General features: G+C 64.1%; 15 protein-coding genes. 6 read left to right on the top strand and 9 right to left on the bottom strand.

What is annotated here, in order from left to right; all coding sequences use genetic code 11:
- Positions 1-16: 16 nt before the first annotated feature.
- On the top strand, positions 17-1,747 hold the full coding sequence (locus J4G32_RS05235) for an AMP-binding protein (RefSeq protein WP_210485057.1): 1,731 nt from the start codon (positions 17-19) through the stop codon (positions 1,745-1,747).
- 258 nt (positions 1,748-2,005) lie between these two features.
- Here J4G32_RS05235 and J4G32_RS05230 read toward each other — a convergent pair whose 3' ends face one another.
- The 3 genes from J4G32_RS05230 to J4G32_RS05220 all read right to left on the bottom strand — a co-directional run bounded on the left by J4G32_RS05230 (position 2,006) and on the right by J4G32_RS05220 (position 5,010).
- Positions 2,006-2,896 carry a LysR family transcriptional regulator gene (locus J4G32_RS05230; RefSeq protein WP_210485056.1) on the bottom strand — a complete coding sequence of 297 codons (891 nt, stop codon included), beginning with the start codon at positions 2,894-2,896 and terminating at the stop codon, positions 2,006-2,008.
- 123 nt (positions 2,897-3,019) lie between these two features.
- Positions 3,020-3,982: a thioredoxin-disulfide reductase gene (gene trxB, locus J4G32_RS05225; protein ID WP_210485055.1), complete on the bottom strand. Its 963-nt coding sequence runs from the start codon at positions 3,980-3,982 to the stop codon at positions 3,020-3,022.
- Complete coding sequence (locus tag J4G32_RS05220) at positions 3,982-5,010, bottom strand: mitochondrial fission ELM1 family protein (protein ID WP_210485054.1); 1,029 nt, start codon at positions 5,008-5,010, stop codon at positions 3,982-3,984. Before J4G32_RS05220 ends, trxB begins: the two co-directional genes overlap by 1 nt.
- Positions 5,011-5,128: 118 nt before the next feature.
- Between J4G32_RS05220 and J4G32_RS05215 the strand changes: the two genes are divergently transcribed.
- A complete protein-coding gene (locus J4G32_RS05215) occupies positions 5,129-5,614 on the top strand; it encodes an Lrp/AsnC family transcriptional regulator (RefSeq protein WP_210485053.1) in 486 nt (161 codons plus the stop codon).
- A 12-nt stretch (positions 5,615-5,626) separates the two neighbouring features.
- On the opposite strand, the gene J4G32_RS05210 is transcribed toward J4G32_RS05215, so the two are convergent.
- From J4G32_RS05210 to carB, 3 genes are all read right to left on the bottom strand, one after another.
- Positions 5,627-6,133, bottom strand: coding sequence for a hypothetical protein (locus J4G32_RS05210; RefSeq protein WP_210485052.1), 507 nt, complete (start codon positions 6,131-6,133; stop codon positions 5,627-5,629).
- Between the two features lie 39 nt (positions 6,134-6,172).
- Positions 6,173-6,646, bottom strand: coding sequence for a transcription elongation factor GreA (gene greA / locus J4G32_RS05205; RefSeq protein WP_210485051.1), 474 nt, complete (start codon positions 6,644-6,646; stop codon positions 6,173-6,175).
- Between the two features lie 106 nt (positions 6,647-6,752).
- Positions 6,753-10,223, bottom strand: a complete 3,471-nt coding sequence (gene carB / locus J4G32_RS05200) for a carbamoyl-phosphate synthase large subunit (protein WP_210485050.1) — start codon at positions 10,221-10,223, stop codon at positions 6,753-6,755.
- 226 nt (positions 10,224-10,449) lie between these two features.
- Here carB and J4G32_RS05195 point away from each other — a divergent pair, with 226 nt between their 5' ends.
- Positions 10,450-10,836 (top strand): GtrA family protein, encoded by a 387-nt coding sequence (locus J4G32_RS05195; RefSeq protein WP_210485513.1) that lies wholly within the window; start codon positions 10,450-10,452, stop codon positions 10,834-10,836.
- On the opposite strand, the gene J4G32_RS05190 is transcribed toward J4G32_RS05195, so the two are convergent.
- From J4G32_RS05190 to carA, 3 genes are all read right to left on the bottom strand, one after another.
- Entirely contained in the window at positions 10,790-11,536 is a 747-nt protein-coding gene (locus J4G32_RS05190; protein ID WP_210485049.1) for a class I SAM-dependent methyltransferase, read from the bottom strand. The genes J4G32_RS05195 and J4G32_RS05190 overlap by 47 nt on opposite strands.
- Before the next feature lie 197 nt (positions 11,537-11,733).
- Positions 11,734-12,108: a hypothetical protein gene (locus tag J4G32_RS05185; protein WP_210485048.1), complete on the bottom strand. Its 375-nt coding sequence runs from the start codon at positions 12,106-12,108 to the stop codon at positions 11,734-11,736.
- Positions 12,109-12,229: 121 nt separating this feature from the next.
- Positions 12,230-13,441, bottom strand: coding sequence for a glutamine-hydrolyzing carbamoyl-phosphate synthase small subunit (carA, locus tag J4G32_RS05180; RefSeq protein WP_210485047.1), 1,212 nt, complete (start codon positions 13,439-13,441; stop codon positions 12,230-12,232).
- 146 nt (positions 13,442-13,587) lie between these two features.
- Here carA and J4G32_RS05175 point away from each other — a divergent pair, with 146 nt between their 5' ends.
- The 3 genes from J4G32_RS05175 (at position 13,588) to rpoD (ending at position 18,191) form a co-directional block, all read left to right on the top strand.
- Entirely contained in the window at positions 13,588-14,043 is a 456-nt protein-coding gene (locus tag J4G32_RS05175) for a GatB/YqeY domain-containing protein (protein WP_210485046.1), read from the top strand.
- Between the two features lie 74 nt (positions 14,044-14,117).
- Positions 14,118-16,010 carry a DNA primase gene (dnaG, locus tag J4G32_RS05170; protein ID WP_210485045.1) on the top strand — a complete coding sequence of 631 codons (1,893 nt, stop codon included), beginning with the start codon at positions 14,118-14,120 and terminating at the stop codon, positions 16,008-16,010.
- A gap of 186 nt (positions 16,011-16,196) precedes the next feature.
- On the top strand, positions 16,197-18,191 hold the full coding sequence (gene rpoD, locus J4G32_RS05165) for an RNA polymerase sigma factor RpoD (RefSeq protein WP_210485044.1): 1,995 nt from the start codon (positions 16,197-16,199) through the stop codon (positions 18,189-18,191).
- Positions 18,192-18,223: the final 32 nt, after the last annotated feature.

Genomic DNA, 18,223 nt, shown 5'->3' with positions numbered 1-18,223 from the left:
CCGCGGAGGAGACACCATGGACGCCACCGGCTCGATTGCCACATCGACATCCCAGGCCATCCAGCCCGCGTCCGCGCCCCGACCCTGGTTTGCCGCCTATCCGCCAACAGTGCCCCCGACGATCGACGAGGCCCATATCGGGACGCTCGTCGACCTGTTCCGCGATGGGGTCGCGGCCTATGCGGACAGGCCGGCTGTCGAGAGTTTCGGCACGCGCATGACCTATCGCGAACTGGAACAGGCCGCGTCCCGCGTGACCTCCTGGTTGCAAGGCCGCGGCATCGGGAAGGGCCACCGGGTCGCCATCATGCTGCCCAACGTGATGGCCTACCCGGCGATCCTCTACGGGGTGCTCAATGCGGGCGCCACGGTGGTCAACGTCAATCCGCTCTACACACCGCGAGAACTGATTCAACAGATCCACGATTCCGGTGCGCGTTTCCTCTTCGTCCTCGAGAATTTTGCCGCAACGGTGGATGCGGCCTCGGGGGATCTCGCTCTCGATCAGGTCGTGCTGGTGACCCCCGGCGATCTGCTTGGCTTGAAGGGCACTGTCATCAACCTTGTGTCGCGGCACATCAAGAAGGCCGTAAAGCCGTTCAGGATTCCGGGGGCGCTGCCCTTCTCTCAGGTGCTGTCGGAAGGTGCGCGGGAGGCGCCACGGCATGTGGAGGTCCGACCCGACGATGTCGCGTTTCTGCAATATACCGGCGGGACGACTGGCGTTGCCAAGGGTGCAACCCTTCTCCACCGAAACCTCGCCGCGAACGTCATGCAATGCGCGGCCTGGATGGTCCCGTATTTCGGCAAGCGGCCCGACCACGTGATGGTGACGGCCCTGCCGCTTTATCACGTCTTCGGCCTCACCGCCTGCGCGCTGCTGATGCTGAAGATCGGGGGCTGCCAGTTGCTCATCACCAACCCGCGCGACATTGCGGGTTTCGTGAAGACTTTGAAGAAGCGCCCCTTCACGCTGATGTCGGGCGTCAACACGCTCTACAACGCCCTCGCCCATGCGCCCGGGATCGAGAAGGTGGATTTCAGCAATCTCGTTTTTGCGATTTCCGGTGGCATGGCCACGCAGGCCGCGGTCGCCAAGACCTGGCAGAGGGTGTCCGGCACGCCCATCATCGAGGGATACGGCCTGTCGGAGACCTCTCCGGTCGTGTGCGTGAACCGGCTCGACATCAAGGAATTCTCCGGCACCATCGGCTACCCGGTGCCGTCCACCGACGTTGTGATCCGGTCACTGGACAATCTTGACGTTCCGACCGGGGAGCGGGGCGAGCTTTGCGTGAAGGGTCCGCAGGTCATGGCGGGCTACTGGGAGAAGCCGGACGAAACCGCAAAGGTCACCACACCGGACGGCTATTTCCGGACAGGGGACGTCGCTGTCATGCTGCCTGACGGGCAGGTGAAGATCGTCGACCGGATCAAGGACATGATCCTGATCTCGGGGTTCAACGTCTATCCCAATGAGGTCGAGGACGTGCTCGCGCTCCATCCCGGCGTGCTGGAGGCAGCGGTGGTCGGCGCGCCCGATGACGAGGCCGGCGAGGTGGTGGTCGCCTACGTCGTGCGCAAGGATCCCAACCTCACCGCAGAAGACCTGCGGCAGTTTTGCCGGAGTAATCTGACCGGCTACAAGGTTCCGCGCCGGATCGAATTCCGGGAGTCGCTGCCCAAGTCGAATGTCGGCAAGGTGCTGCGTCGCGTGCTCAAGCAGGACATGGCGGACCGGGCCTGAGCACAGGCAAAAAAAAGGCCGGACCCGAGGGCCCGGCAAAGTAGAGGTCCGACAAAAGACGTCAAAACCTTCCAGAGGGAACGGCCGACACGGGATCACCGGGAGGAAGAAAGTGATGCCGTGTGAATTCGACCAATGCTGATATCGGCCGCATCGTGCCATTTTGCAATGCAACATGCATCATAAAAGGGCTGCGTTAAACGCATAGCTTACCGTTCGAGAGGTCACAAAACGGTCAAAGCAGGTCGGCAGCCGGGATCAGAACGTCCAGCGCTGCGCCTTTGTAATGAGGAAATCGCGAAACGCTTGCACCCGTGCAACGGAGCGCATCTCCTCCGCATAGACGAGATAGCTGTCGAGAGAGGGCATTTCGACGTCGCGCAGGACCTGCGTCAGGTTCGGATTTCCCACCACCGCATAATCCGGAAGCACGGCGATGCCGGCACCGGTTTCCACCGCCAGCTTCAAGGCGGTGATGTTGTTGACCATGTAATGATACTGCCGCGGCTCCTGGCCTTCCCGTCCGGCGGTCGACAGCCAGTGGACCGCCAGCAGGTAGGACGGCTCCTGTCCGCCGAACGAGACGATGCGGTGCTTGTCCAGATCCTGGAGGGTCGTGGGCTCGCCGAAGCGCTTGAGATAGTCGTTCGAGGCGTAGACGTGGAAGTGGATGGTGAACAGCCGCCGCTGGATCAGATCCGGCTGAGCCGGTCGACGCAGGCGGATCGCGACATCCGCCTCGCGCATGGCAAGATCGAGTTCCTCGTTATTCAGGATCAGCTCGACCCGCACATCCGGATAGAGATCGAGGAATTCCCCGACCCGCTGCGCGAGCCAGATCGAGCCCAGTCCCACCGTCGTGGTGACCTTGAGGACGCCCGAGGGCCGCTCGCTGGTGTCGACGAGGCGGGCCTTCGTGGTTTCCAGACGCATGCGCATGTCGCGGGCGGCCCGAAACAGGAGGTCGCCCTGCTCGGTGAGGATCAGCCCGCGGGCATGGCGGTGGAACAGGGGAGCCCGCAGCTCGCGCTCGAGGGCGCTGATCTGGCGGCTCACGGCGGATTGGCTCAATCCGAGATCTTCTCCGGCCCGCGTGAAGCTGCCAGCTTCCGCTACGGTATAGAAAATCCGGATCTTGTCCCAATCCACGAGGTGTTCCTTGTGTCCAGCGCATGCGCGGCCGGCTCGGCCCTATGTCCTGCGAGTATCAGTTGGACACAATAGGAATTCTGCCCAAATGGCTAACAATTCTTTCGCCCGTGCGAAACCGCCTTACTCGGCGGCCTCTCGGGAGAGTTCGACCGCCTGCAGGTAGCGCTCGGATTCCAGCGCCGCCATGCAGCCAAGACCCGCGGCCGTGACCGCCTGCCGGAACACGTCGTCGGCCACGTCGCCTGCCGCGAAGACACCCGGGACATTGGTGGCGGTGGATCCAGGCTTGGTTTGCAGATAGCCGCCCTGCTTCATGTCGAGCTGCCCGACGAAGAGCTCCGTGGACGGCCGGTGGCCGATGGCGATGAAGATGCCGTCCGTGCGCAGGTGCTTAACCTCTCCGGTCTGCACATTCTTCAGGACCGCGTGGGTGACCGAGAGCGGTTTGTCGCCGCCCACGATATCCTCGACAGCCGCATTCCAGATGACCTCGATATTGGGGTGCTTGAACAGCCGTTCCTGGAGGATCCGTTCGGCCCGGAAACTGTCGCGCCGATGGACGACGATGACCTTGGAGGCGAGATTGGCGAGATAGAGCGCCTCCTCGACGGCGGTGTTGCCGCCACCGACCACGACCACCTCCTTGCCCCGGAAAAAGAAACCGTCGCAGGTGGCGCAGGCGGACACACCAAAACCCTGGAACTTCGCCTCGGCGGGGAGGCCGAGCCATTTCGCCTGCGCGCCCGTGGCGATGATCAGCGAATCGCAGGTGAAGACGGCGCCGGAATCGGCCTCGAGTCGGATCGGGTGCTGGCCCAGTTCGGCCTTCACGATGTGGTCAGACACGATCCGCGTGCCCACATGCTCGGCCTGCATGCGCATCTGCTCCATCAGCCAGGGACCCTGGATGACGTCCGCGAAGCCGGGATAATTCTCCACATCGGTCGTGATCATCAACTGGCCGCCGGGCTGGAAGCCGGAAATCAGCAACGGTTCCAGCATCGCGCGGGCGGCATAGATGGCAGCCGTGTAGCCGGCCGGGCCGGCGCCGATGATGATAAGCTTGGCGTGAGTCTGGGCCATCAATGTCTCTCCGGTCCCCTGGGCGTGCGGTCGAGGCCAAGCGCGCGCCGATGGGAGGCCACGCCCTGAGCGATGGCGGTGGCAATGTCAAAGGTTGAATTTAGGGGTTTGTAGGGGGTGCCTTCAAGCCGCCCCTCGAAGGGATGCACAATTCCCTTGGCTTTCAGGGCGTCGAGGAACACGGCGAGCTTGGGGTGGCCGCCTGATGGTTCGTAGATCAGGACCGGCACGCCGGTCGCCGCCGCCTCGCCCACCATGTTGAACGAATCGGCGGTGACGACCACGCCGTCGGCCAGCGCGAGAATGTCCAGATAGGGGTTGTCGCCCGCGCCGTCCCACAGGAAGCCGCCCTCGGCCTGCGCGAGATTCGCGAGCCTCCTGCGCAGAGCCGCGGGTGTGCGGCGCGAGGCCGTCATCATCAGGGTTGCACCGCCTGCCGCCAGCGCCGACAGCCTGTCGCCGAACCGCGCGATGTCATCTTCGGTGAAAAGATGGTGCCGGCTGTCGCCGCCCACCAGCACGGCAACCCGGGGCTCGGGGAGGGCAGCCAGGCGGGGATCGGGTCTGTGTCGCGCCCGCGCAAGACGGTCCGGGGTGATGCGATGGGGCGACGTCAATGTCTTCAGCACATTCGGGCCCGTGATCCGGTCGTAGCTCGGCGCCCAGATAAAATCGGCGATGCCGGGGCCGGTGCGCGGATCCTTCAGGAACACCGTATAGGTGCGCCCGCCTGAGGCATGCTTGACGAGACGCAGATAGGGAACCGCCCGGCGACCCGACGCGATGGCGATGTCGGGAAAGGGCGGCGCCAGCGGCGACTGGCCCGCGCCGGGCCGTTCGCGCGGGTCGATGGGGCCGAATGGCATGAACCAGCTGAACGGCGGGCGCGGCTTGACGCGGCGGATTTCCGCCTCGAGCCCCAGGGCCTCCGCGATGCTCAGCGCCTGCAGTTCGTCACCGGCCTTGCCGTCCGTGAGCACCCAGGCTGTGAGGGCCGGGACCTCCGTCACGGCGCGACAACGGCGCAAGAATCGATCAAAGGGCCTGTGGAGTTCATGGTGTTCGTTGCGACTTCTTCACGACAGCTTCTTGTGTCACGCCTCTACACCGTCTAGTCAGCGCAGACGAGCTTTTCCCGGAGATCACGTGCGCGGACGCCTCGATTCCATCGACTGGGCCATCCTGAAGGAACTTCAGGCCGACGGCAGCATCACGAATGTGGAGTTGGCGCGTCGCGTGGGTCTGTCGGCGCCGCCCTGCCTGCGCCGGGTGCGCGCCCTTGAGGGTGAGGGAATCATCAAGGCCTACCGGGCGATGCTCGATCCCAAGGCGCTCGGGTTCGAGATGGTCTGCTTCGCCATGGTGCAACTCGCCGTGCAGGGGCAGGCCGACCTCAAGGCGTTCGAGGATCGCATCACAGCCTGGACGATGGTGCGGGAGTGCTGGAAGCTCTCGGGCGATATCGACTTCATCCTGAAATGTGTCGCGCCCAATCTGCAGGCGTTTCAGGGGTTTGTTTCAGACCTGACGTCCCTCCCGAATGTGCGCAATGTGCGCACCTCGCTCGCACTCGATCTCGTCAAGGACGAGCCCTTGATTCCCATCGAGGACGCGCCTGACGTCCGCGCTTAAGCGACAAAACGCCTAGCTGATCAGTTCGCGGCGCAGCCAGCGCACGTAGTGCTGGGCGACGGCAACGGCGCGGCCATGCTCATTGGGCGTCAGGATGCTGGTGCGCACATCCAGAACCGCCAGTTGCGGATGCCGGGCGATGACCTCGCCGCGGGGGCCGATCGCCAGGGCCTCGCCGTTGATCGAATCCGTGCCGCCGCCGGAGCCACGCCCCCACCAGCGCTCGCCGCCGCCATCCGGGAAGGCCGTCAGGTCGATGCCGGTGAGCCGGACCACAAGGCGCGGACCGCGACGATCGATCCTGTCGGCGAAGGAGCGGCGCAATTCGTCGAGGGTTGCTGCTCCCACGAGATCTGCGAACCCCCCAAGCCCCTTGGCCTTGAGAACGCTGACATCCACCGAGAGGGACGAAAAGAACTGGGGAAACGCCTGCGTCTGAGCCAGGGCCGCGAGCGGGGGCGCGCAAAACGCGACGCCCGCAAGCCCGGTGATCATCTGGCGGCGTGAGAGTCGGGTCATGATCGGTTTCCTCGTTTCACCCCCGACTTCCATATCGGGTCAGCCGAAGGTGACGCCAACCACCTCGTATGATTTTCCGCCGCCGGGGGTGGTGACCTCGACGGTGTCGCCCACCGTCTTGCCCATCAGCGCCCGGGCAATCGGCGAAGAGATCGAGACGCGGCCGGAGCGCACATCCGCCTCCGGATCGCCGACGATCTGGTAGGTTTTCTCTTCCTCGGTGTCCTCGTCCACAAGCCGGACCACGGCTCCGAACTTGATCCGGTCGCCGGACAGCTTGGTGACGTCGATCACCTCGGCGCGGGAGATCAGGCTTTCCAGCTCGAGCACGCGCCCCTCATTCAGAGACTGCGCCTCCTTGGCGGCGTGATACTCGGCGTTCTCGGACAGATCGCCCAGCGCCCGGGCTTCCGAGATCGCCTGGATGATCCGGGGGCGGTCGACCTGCTGCCGCTGCTTGAGTTCTTCCTCGAGAGCAGCATGACCCTTGATCGTCAGAGGGACCTTTTCCATCGTTCGTCTCGTTCAAAAAGAGGTACGAGGCCGCCGTTTCCGACGCCCTCGCTGATCAACGAAAACTTCTGTGAAGCTTCGCAGTTCCTTTATTGAGGCTCGCGCCTCAGGCGAAATAGTCCTGCAGCGGACGAACCTCGAGATCGCCGCCCAAATAGGCTTTTATGCCCTCGGCCGCCGCGATCGCACCTGCAAGAGTGGTATAGTAGGGCACCTTATGCAAGAGGGCCGCCTGGCGAAGCGAACGGGAATCCGATAGCGCCCCCGCGCCCTCGGTGGTGTTGAACACGAGCTGGATATCCCCGTTCTTGATGGCGTCCACCACGTGCGGGCGCCCCTCCAGGACCTTGTTGATCCGCTTGGCCTTGACGCCGTTCTCCACCAGGAATTTCTGGGTGCCGCTGGTCGCCACCACGAGGAAGCCCGCTTCCTCCAGCATCTGGATGGTCGGCAGGATCCGCGCTTTATCGCTGTCGCGCACCGATACGAAGAGGGTCCCGGTCTTGGGCACCTGCGTGCCCGAGCCAAGCTGGCTCTTGGCGAAGGCCACACCGAAGCTGCGGTCGAGGCCGATGACCTCGCCGGTCGAGCGCATCTCGGGACCCAACAGCACGTCGACGCCGGGGAAGCGCGCGAAGGGGAACACCGCTTCCTTGACGCCGATATGGTCCAGCTCCTTCGCCACCAGGGCGAAATGGGCCAGAGGCTCGCCCGCCATGATGCGGGCCGCGATCTTGGCGATCGGCTCGCCGATTACCTTGGCGACGAACGGAATGGTGCGGGACGCGCGCGGGTTGACTTCCAGCACGTAGATGTCGCCGTCCTTGATGGCGTATTGCACGTTCATCAGGCCGCCGACGTTCAATGCCAGCGCCAAAGCCTTGGTCTGCTTTTCGAGCAGAGCCAGGATTTCGGGCGACAGGGAGCGGGGCGGCAACGAGCAGGCGGAGTCGCCCGAATGGATGCCTGCTTCCTCGATATGCTCCATGATACCGGCCACGAACACGTCCTTGCCGTCCGACAGACAATCCACGTCCACCTCGATGGCGTCGGAGAGATAGCGGTCGAAGAGCAGGGGGTTCTTGCCCAGAACGGTGTTGATCTGGCCCGTCTTGTCGTTGGGGTAGCGGGCCTTCACGTCGGACGGGATCAGGCTGGGCAGGGTGCCCAGCAGGTAATCCTCGAACTGCACCTCGTCGCGAATGATCGCCATGGCGCGGCCGCCCAGCACATAGGAGGGGCGCACCACGAAGGGCAGGCCGAGATCGGTGGCGATCAGGCGGCTCTGCTCGACCGAATACGCGATGCCGTTCTTGGGCTGCTTCAGGTGCAGCTTGTCGAGCAGGCGCTTGAACCGGTCCCGGTCCTCCGCAAGGTCGATGGCGTCGGGCGAGGTGCCGAGGATGGGCACGTCCGCCTCCTCCAGCGCCCGGGCGAGCTTGAGCGGCGTCTGGCCGCCGAACTGGACGATCACCCCATGCAGGGTGCCGTTGGAGCGTTCGGTCTCGATGATCTCGAGGACGTCCTCCTCGGTCAGCGGCTCGAAATACAGGCGATCTGACGTATCGTAATCGGTCGAGACGGTCTCCGGGTTGCAATTGACCATGATGGTCTCATAGCCCGCATCCTTGAGGGCGAAACAGGCATGGCAGCAGCAATAATCGAACTCGATGCCCTGGCCGATCCGGTTCGGTCCGCCGCCGAGGATGATCACCTTCTTGGCGTCGCTCGGCGCGGATTCATCCGCCGGCTTGCCGGCGAACGGGGCGGTGTAGGTGGAATACATGTAGGCGGTCGGCGAGGCGAACTCGGCCGCGCAGGTGTCGATCCGCTTGTAGACCGGGCGGACGGAAAGCGAGCGCCGCAGCGCGCGCACGTCGGCTTCGGTCCGGTCCGTCAGCACGGCCAGTCGCGCGTCTGAGAAGCCCATCGCCTTCAGGTGACGGAAAGCGCCCGGCGTCTGCGGCAGGCCGAAGGCCTTCACCTTGTCCTCAAGGTCGATGATGCCCTGAAGCTGCTCCAGGAACCAGCGGTCGATCTTGCAGCACTCGTAGACCTCGTCCTGGCTGACGCCGAGCCTGAGCGCCTGGGCGACCTTGAGCAACCGGTCCGGCGTCGGGGTGCCGAGCGCCGCCTTGATGGCGTTGCGGTCGTCGCCCTTGCCGAGGCCCTCGATCTCGATTTCGTCGAGGCCGGTCAGCCCGGTTTCCAGCGAACGGAGCGCCTTCTGGAGGGATTCCGGGAAGGTCCGGCCGATGGCCATCGCCTCGCCGACCGACTTCATGGCTGTGGTCAGCGTGGGCTCCGCGCCGGGGAATTTTTCGAACGCGAAGCGCGGGATCTTCGTCACCACGTAGTCGATGGTGGGCTCGAAGGAGGCGGGCGTCGCGCCGCCGGTGATGTCGTTGGCGATCTCGTCCATCGTGTAGCCGACCGCCAGCTTGGCCGCGACCTTGGCGATGGGGAACCCGGTGGCCTTGGAGGCAAGCGCCGAAGAGCGCGACACCCGGGGGTTCATCTCGATGACGATCATGCGCCCGTTTTCGGGATTGACCGCGAACTGGACGTTGGAGCCGCCGGTCTCGACACCGATCTCGCGCAGAACCGCCAGCGAGGCGTCGCGCATGATCTGGTATTCCTTGTCCGTCAGGGTAAGCGCCGGCGCGACCGTGATCGAATCGCCGGTGTGGACACCCATCGGGTCGATGTTTTCGATGGAGCAGACGATGATGCAGTTATCCGCCTTGTCGCGGACGACTTCCATCTCGTACTCCTTCCAGCCGAGAACGCTTTCCTCGATCAGCACCTCGTTGGTGGGCGAGGCATCGAGGCCGCGCTCGACGATGTCGAGGAACTCCTCGCGGTTATAGGCGATGCCGCCGCCCGTTCCGCCCATCGTGAAGGACGGCCGCAGGATCGCCGGAAGGCCCACTTCTGAGAGGGCGAGCAGAGCCTCGCCCATGGCGTGCTCCTGGTAGCGCTTGCGGCGGTCCTTCTCGCCGGCATTCCATTTCAGCTCGTAGCTCGCCACGATCCGCTTCTTGTCGCCCGGATGCATGTCGAGGGCTTCGAGCCGCGCCAGTTCCGCCAGATACCCGTCCCGGTCCGCCCTCTTCAACGCCGAGGCGTTGGCCAGGCGGGACTTTGGCGTGTCGAGGCCGATCTTGGTCATGGCCTCGCGGAAGAGCTGCCGGTCCTCGGCCTTGTCGATCGCCTCGGCGGTCGCGCCGATCATTTCGACGTTGTACTTGTCGAGAATGCCCATCTTCTTCAGCGAGAGGGCGCAGTTCAGCGCCGTCTGGCCGCCCATGGTCGGCAGCAGCGCGTCTGGCCGCTCCTTCTCGATGATCTTGGCGACGATCTCGGGGGTGATCGGCTCCACGTAGGTGGCGTCTGCCAGATCCGGATCGGTCATGATCGTGGCCGGATTGGAATTGACCAGGACGATTCGGTAACCCTCTTCCTTCAGAGCCTTGACGGCCTGCGTGCCCGAATAATCGAACTCGCATGCCTGCCCGATGATGATCGGGCCTGCGCCGATGATGAGAATGGAAGAGATGTCGGTCCGTTTCGGCATTGGCCACCCGTATCCAGCCGCGCGACCGCATGATGCGGCGCTCTAACGCGCAGCCGGGATGTTGTCAGATTAAAGGTTGAGTGAGGCTCTTACACGTGGTTCCCGCCCAAAGGAAGGGCCAACGCGCAGCTTCTCGTGCAAGACGGTGGCGGGTCCTTCGGGAAGACCTTGGGGGAAGGCAGGTGACCGGGCGCCGCCGAGAGGATATGCGAGAGGCGTGATCGAGATGTCATCCCTGCGCCATGTTGCCCGCCAGTTCGCCGCCTTCTTCGGCGTAGGGCTTGCGGCGGCAGTGGTCCATTATGGCCTTCTTATCGGGCTGGTGGAGGGTCTGGCGGCCGAACCGGTGGCGGCGACGCTCGTCGGCTATGTGGCTGGCGGGCTGGTCTCCTATCAGCTGAACCGGACGCACACCTATGACAGCACGCGGCCGCACCGGGAGGCGGGCTGGCGTTTTGCTCTGGTGGCGCTCGTGGGATTCCTGCTGACCTGGCTGTTCATGTCCGTCTTCACGCAATGGCTTGGCGCGCCCTACCTGCCGGCCCAGCTCGTCACGACGGGCATCGTCATGCTGTGGAGCTTTCTGGCCCACAAGGTCTGGACGTTTGCGTGAGAGCCACCAGAGGGCCGGGTGAGGCGAAAAACGTCATTCTCGCCTGATTGTGTCCAAGATTGACCGGCGCGCGCTCAGCATGGAATCCGGCTGCGCGAAGAATGTCGAGCATCTCCGCTTCGTCATACTGGGAGAGACCGATGGCTCCCCGAAGCCGCCGGTAATCCGAGAACGCCGTTCGCCCCAGGCCGACGACGGCGGATTTCAGGAAGCCGCCGGTCCACGCAAAGGACAGCAGCGCCCTGGCGTCCGTCACCGGGCTGAGATGGGGCGGCACCACATCGGCAATCACGAGACGCCCTTGGGCGGAAAGCTTGTCCCGCCACAGGCCCAGCAGGGTCCGCAATTCCTCCAGCGAGAGGTATTGCAGCAGCGAATTAACGATGATTACGTCGAGAGCCCCGTCGGGCAATGCCGAGACCTCCTCGGGGGCCAGAATGGACACCTTGGCATTGCTCCCGAGCCGCTCTTCGAGCCGGCCGCGCACCAGAGGCGCCGCGTCGGACAGGTAGAGATGGCCACAACGGGCGGCAACCCGGTCGGCAAACAGGGCTTCGCCGCATCCATAATCGAGGATGGCGGCCTCCGAGAAGGGAATCAGGTCGATGATGTCGTTGGCAACGCCGCGATAGTGGAGAAGCTTATGCCGCTCGCCCGAATAAATCGGGGTGTCCTGATTCCAGTAGTCGCGCCAATTCATGCAGTGGACCGTCTTAAGAAGAGAGGCGTCTCCACCCTGCCGCAGAGCGAAGCCGCGTGGAAGCGGTTTTCTCCCGACGGTGGAGACGCGGCATCGCGCACTGGAAACGCAGATTGCGGCAGCCGGAGGACCACCAACGGAACAATCTGGGAAAAGTTTCAAGAGCGGCGGCAGATGCCGAGAGTTGGGCCGGATTCTCAGAGCGCCAGGACGAAAGCGGCCACTGCCCGATCGACGGACACGTAAAACAGAACGAACGATACCAGACCCGCCACGCCAAACTCGATGGCCTCGCTCTTCAGGATCTGAACCTGCCGAAGGGCATCCCGTCCGAACACGCTCAGCAGCCAGGCGGCGGCCATGACAGTCGGGAAGATGAAGAGAAACGACCCGGTGCTCTCGACCTTGCCGGAGTAGCCGGGGTCAAGAAGTGGGCGAATATTTCTCACCCAGGGAGCATACAGCGAGGCAGAAAGCGCGCTTACCCAGGCGAGCGCGACGGCAATTCCGAGATGGAAGGTGAAAAGGCCGTGAAAACGGCTGAATCGGCCGGCGTCATCGTTGATGGTCATGGACAAGCCCCAAGGTAGGTCCGCATCGTCGACGTTTATGGTTAACGAGGGGTTACCGTGATTTGGGACGAGAGCGCAATCGCCGCGATGTCGCGGCGGCTGTCAGATCGTGCGTGATGGCTCACGCTTTGGAGGCAGGCTCGGCGTCCATGAGTTTCACGAACCGGTCGAACAGGTAATGGCTGTCCTGCGGTCCCGGCGAGGCTTCCGGGTGGTACTGCACGGAGAAAGCCGGCCGGTCGGTCAGCGCGATCCCGCAATTGGATCCATCGAAGAGCGACACGTGGGTTTCGACCGCGTTGACCGGCAGGGAGGTCGGATCGACCGCAAAGCCGTGATTCATCGAGGTGATCTCGACCTTGCCGGTCGTCTTGTCCTTGACCGGGTGATTGGCCCCGTGATGCCCCTGGTGCATCTTGGTCGTGCGGGCGCCGACCGCGAGGCCGAGGAGCTGATGGCCGAGGCAGATGCCGAAGGTCGGGACCTTCTCGTCGAGCAGCCGGCGGATGACCGGGACGGCGTATTCCCCGGTCGCCGACGGATCGCCGGGTCCGTTGGACAGAAACACACCATCCGGCTTCAACGCGAGGATCTCGTCCGCAGAGGCCGTGGCCGGCACCACCGTCACCTTGCAGCCGGCATGGGTCAAAAGCCGCAGGATATTGCGCTTCACGCCGTAATCGATCGCCACCACATGGTGGGTCGGGCTGCCAGCAGCCCCGTAGCCTTCGCCCAGTTCCCAGGTGCTCTCCTGCCAGTCGAAGCGCTGGCTGCTGGTGACCAGCGGCACGAGGTCGAGGCCGTCCATGGAGATGGCGGCCGCGGCCCGCGCCTTGAGGCCCTCGATATCGAAGTTGCCGCCCGGGTCGTGGGCGATCACCGCGTTCGGCATCCCGTGGTCGCGAATCAATGCCGTCAGCGCGCGGGTATCGACCCCGGAGAGACCTACGATTCCGCGCGCCTTCAGCCAGGCGTCGAGATGCCGGGAGGCGCGCCAGTTGGACGGCTCGGTAATAGCAGCGCCGATGATGACGCCACGGATGCCCGAGGAGGCGGCCGCGTTGACGCTTTCCGTATCCTCGTCGTTGGTGCCGACATTGCCGATATGGGGAAACGTAAAGGTGATGATCTGGCCCGCATAGGACGGATCGGTGAGAATTTCCTGATAACCCGTCATGGCGGTGTTGAAGCACACCTCGCCGATGGCTTCGCCCACGGCGCCGATGCCGAAACCCTCCAGAACGGTTCCGTCCTGAAGCACGAGCAGGGCGGTCGCGCGCGGCTCCGTCCAGCCCTCCGCAGGTGTCCCGGCGGCGTGTTTGTCTTGCAGCATCGTCATGATCTCTTTAAGTCCCAGGCCAACGGGCCGCGCGAGAGCTGGCCAATCTGGGCCGCCTTTGAACTATTGCAGTGACTTAAGGTGCCGCTCGCGCCACGTCAACGCTTGGGCGGCAAAACGATTTTACAAGGAGTAGCGCCATGCGCGAACGGTTCACGACGGAAATGAAGGCGGCCATGAAAGCCGGCGACAAGCGCAAGCTCGGCACCGTCCGGCTGATCCAGGCGGCGTTGAAGGACAAGGATATCGAGGCGCGCGGCGCCGGCCGTGGCCCCTCGACCGAGGCCGAGATCCTTGCCCTGCTGCAGAAAATGATCAAGCAGCGCCAGGAATCCATGGCCATGTACGAGCAGGGCGGTCGCCCCGAGCTGGCCCAGCAGGAAAAGGAAGAGGCCGAGATCATCGCGGCCTTCCTGCCCCAGCAGATGAACGATGCCGACACGCGGGCCGCCATCGATGCTGCCATCGCCGAGGCCGGCGCGACCTCCATGAAGGATATGGGCAAGGTCGTGGGCATCCTGCGGGCGAAATTCGCCGGCCAGATGGATTTCGGCAAGGCCAGCGCGCTCGTCAAGGATATGCTGCCGAAGGGGTAACCCCGGGTTCGGGTGCTGGCGTTTCGGTTGCCTTGCCTTCGCGCTACAATTCGCCATCAGGAGCATCCGCTTTCGTGCGCTACCCGCCCCAGATCCTCGAGGAGATACGCGCCCGCCTGCCGGCCTCGGCCGTGGTGGGCAAGCGCGTGCGGCTGAAGAAGGCTGGGCGGGAATGGCGGGGGCTGTCGCCGTTCAACGCGGAAAAAACCCCCTCCTTCTATGTGAACGACCAGAAGCAGTTCTATCACTGCTTTTCGTCGGGCAAGCACGGGGACATCTTCTCGTTCGTGATGGAGACGGAAGGGCTTTCGTTTCCGGAGGCGGTGGAACGGCTGGCCGCTGAAGCGGGCGTCAGCCTGCCGAAGATGACGCGCGAGGACCAGGAGCAGGAGGTCAAGCGCAACAGCCTCTACGACGTCATGGATCTGGCGACCGAATTCTTCGAGGCGTCGCTGAAGGGCCGGTTCGGCCTCAAGGCCCGTGACTATCTGGCGAGCCGCTCCCTGAGCCACGAGACCCAGGCGCGCTTCCGGATCGGCTACGCACCGCCGGACCGCTATGCCCTGCGCGATCACCTCGCCGGCAAGGGTGTGCCGCTCGCCATGATGGAGGAGGCAGGCCTTCTGGTGACCGCCGAGGACCTCAAGGTCCCCTATGACCGCTTTCGCGACCGGGTCATGTTTCCCATCGCGGATGTCCGCGGGCGCATCGTGGCCTTCGGCGGCCGGGCCATGAGCGCCGATGCGCCGGCCAAATATCTCAATTCCCCCGACACCCCGCTCTTCGCCAAGGGGCGGCTGCTTTACAACTATCATCTCGCCCGCAAGCCCGCTCATGATCGGGGCACGGTCATCGCGGTCGAAGGCTATGTGGATGTGATTTCGCTGAACGCGGTCGGCATCGCCAACGCGGTGGCGCCGCTGGGCACCGCGCTCACAGACGACCAACTGGGCCTGCTCTGGCGATTGAGCGAGGATCCGATCCTGTGTTTTGATGGCGACAAGGCGGGACGGCGGGCGGCCTTCCGGGCTGTCGACACCGCGCTGCCTCATCTCGCGCCGGGCAAATCCCTTCGGTTCGCGCTCCTGCCGGAAGGGCAGGACCCCGACGATCTGGCCCGGGAAGGCGGCGCCCAGGCGGTCGAGCGGGTTCTGGCGGGAGCCCGGCCCCTTGTCGACATCCTATGGGCGCGCGAAATCGAGGTCTCACCACTGGACACGCCGGAGCGGCGGGCGGGCCTCGAGCGACGGCTTCGCGAATCACTTGCACTGATTCGGGACGAGACTCTCAAACGGTACTATCGCGAGGACATCGAAAGCCGCATTTCGGCGTTGAATCCGGATTCGCGCGCCAATCGTTTTCAGCGCCAGCCCCAGGGTCAGCGGCGTGACCGATGGGGGCCTGCACCCACCACCCCGAATGCCCGTCTCAGCGTCAGCCCGCTGCTCGCCCAGAGCGCCCTTTTCCTGGGCGGGATCGTGGAAAGTCCCCGGGAGGCCGTCATCCTGTGCGTTTTTCTGGCCCACCCGGAATTGTTGCAGAACAATGCTGAAATCCTTGCGGAGATTGAACTTGAGGGCAAAGCCGCGCAGGCCTTCAGGCGGTTTCTGCTCGACGGCGCAGCCAGCGGCGAGCCGGTCGATACCAGCGTCATGCAGGCGCGTCTTGCGCGGGCGGGATTGACCCAGGCGGCCGAGAAACTGACCGCCCAGGTGCGGCCCGGAGACCGCTGGATGCTGGACATTCACGCGGATTCTGTGCGGCTTGAAGACGCATTGAGGCAAGCCATCACCTTGCATCGCCGCGCACGCACGTTACATAGCGAACTTCGGGCTGCTGAACGCGCGCTTGCCGAAGAGGACAATGAGGCCAATCTCGCCTGGCTGCGAGAGGTCCAAAACCAACTGTCCTCCGTCGAGGGTGCCGAGGCCGATTCGGACAATGGCGTTGTCCACCGCGATCACTGACGGCCCGGGGTCGGTGAGACGGCAGGTCGGTGCGTTGCAGGCTGGCGGGGTGTTTAACGGTTAGTCAAGCGACTCACTGTTTAGGTTTGAAATGATGTTCGGGTGGTGAGGCCTCGCGCTTCGCCGCCCATTCGCGCATCACGGTTTCGATTGGGGAGCCGGTGGCGCGCCGGAGTTGAGCAAAGCATGGCGACGAAGGCAACCGAACGGGACGAAGGCGAGACAGCAGCACCGGAGCCGCAAAGCGACGGGCCACTTCTCGACCTGAGCGATGCCGCCGTTAAACGGATGATCAAACTCGCGAAAAAACGCGGGTATGTGACCTATGACGAGCTGAACGATGTTTTGCCGTCCGAGGAATTCTCCTCGGAGCAGATCGAGGACGTGCTCGGCCAGTTGTCCGAAATGGGCATCAACGTGGTCGAGTCCGAGGAAGCCGAAGAGGGTGAGAAGCCCGAGGCCGAGGAAGAGGAAGCCGAAGGCGGCGACCTCGTCGAGACCTCGCAGGCCCGCGCCGTCGTCGTGCGCGAGACCACCGCCAAGGAGCCCACCGACCGCACCGACGATCCGGTGCGCATGTATCTGCGCGAGATGGGCTCGGTTGAGCTTCTGTCACGTGAGGGCGAGATCGCCATCGCCAAGCGGATCGAGGCCGGCCGCGAGGCGATGATCGCCGGGCTGTGCGAAAGCCCGCTGACCTTCCAGGCCATCATCATCTGGCGCGACGAACTGGTCGAAGGCCGTGTCCTCCTGCGCGACATCATTGATCTTGAGGCAACCTATGCGGGCCCCGAGGGCAAGGGCGCGCCGCGGATCGATGGCGAGGCCGAGGCCGAGCCGGCCGTTCCCGGAGAGACGGCCGAAGGCGAGACACCGCCCGACGGCGACCTCGATGACGACGATCTCGAAAACAACGTCTCGCTATCCGCAATGGAAGGCGAGCTGAAGCCGCGGGTTCTCGAAACCTTCGATTCGATCGCCGACAACTACAAGAAGCTGCGCCGCCTGCAGGTCGAGCATGTGGAACAGCGCATGCAGAACAAGCAGCTGACGCCGGCTCAGGAGCGCAAGTACAAGACGCTGAAGAGCGACATCGTCACCAGCGTGAAGTCGCTGTCGCTCAACAACAACCGCATCGAGGCGCTCGTCGAGCAGCTCTACGACATCAACAAGCGCCTCATCTCGCATGAGGGGCGCCTGATGCGCTTCGCCGAAAGCCACGGCGTCGCCCGCGACGAGTTCCTGAAGCACTGGCAGGGCTGGGAACTCGATCCCAAATGGGTCCTGCGGGTCTCCAAGCTCGGCGGTCGCGGCTGGAAGGATTTCGTCGCCAAGGGCAAGGACCAGATCCACGACCTGCGGGAGCAGATCCATAATCTCGCCTCGGAGACCGGCCTCGAGATCCAGGAATTCCGCCGCATCGTCCTGATGGTGCAGAAGGGCGAGCGCGAGGCCCGCCAGGCCAAGAAGGAAATGATCGAGGCCAATCTGCGCCTCGTGATCTCCATCGCCAAGAAGTACACCAACCGCGGCCTGCAGTTCCTGGATCTGATCCAGGAGGGCAATATCGGCCTGATGAAGGCGGTCGATAAGTTCGAGTATCGCCGCGGCTACAAGTTCTCGACCTATGCCACCTGGTGGATCAGGCAGGCGATCACCCGCTCGATCGCCGATCAGGCCCGCACCATCCGCATCCCGGTGCACATGATCGAGACGATCAACAAGATCGTGCGTACCTCGCGCCAGATGCTGCACGAGATCGGTCGGGAGCCCACGCCGGAGGAACTCTCCGAAAAGCTCGCGATGCCGCTGGAGAAGGTCCGCAAGGTTCTCAAGATCGCCAAGGAGCCGATCTCGCTCGAAACGCCGATCGGCGACGAGGAGGATTCGCATCTGGGCGACTTCATCGAGGACAAAATGGCCATCCTGCCCATCGATGCCGCGATCCAGTCGAACCTGCGCGAGACGACGACCCGCGTTCTCGCCTCGCTCACGCCGCGTGAGGAGCGTGTGCTTCGCATGCGCTTCGGCATCGGCATGAACACCGATCACACGCTGGAGGAGGTCGGGCAGCAATTCTCGGTCACCCGCGAACGCATCCGGCAGATCGAGGCGAAGGCCTTGCGCAAGCTCAAGCATCCGTCCCGGAGCCGGAAGCTGCGGAGCTTCCTGGACAACTAGGCGAGACGGTCAAAAGGCGGATTTCGGTCCGC

The organism is Microvirga antarctica (assembly GCF_017921815.1).
In the GTDB taxonomy this organism is placed as follows: Bacteria; Pseudomonadota; Alphaproteobacteria; order Rhizobiales; family Beijerinckiaceae; genus Microvirga; species Microvirga antarctica.
The sequence above is the reverse complement of the archived record's forward strand: the minus strand, read 5'-3'. Positions and strand labels throughout refer to the sequence as shown.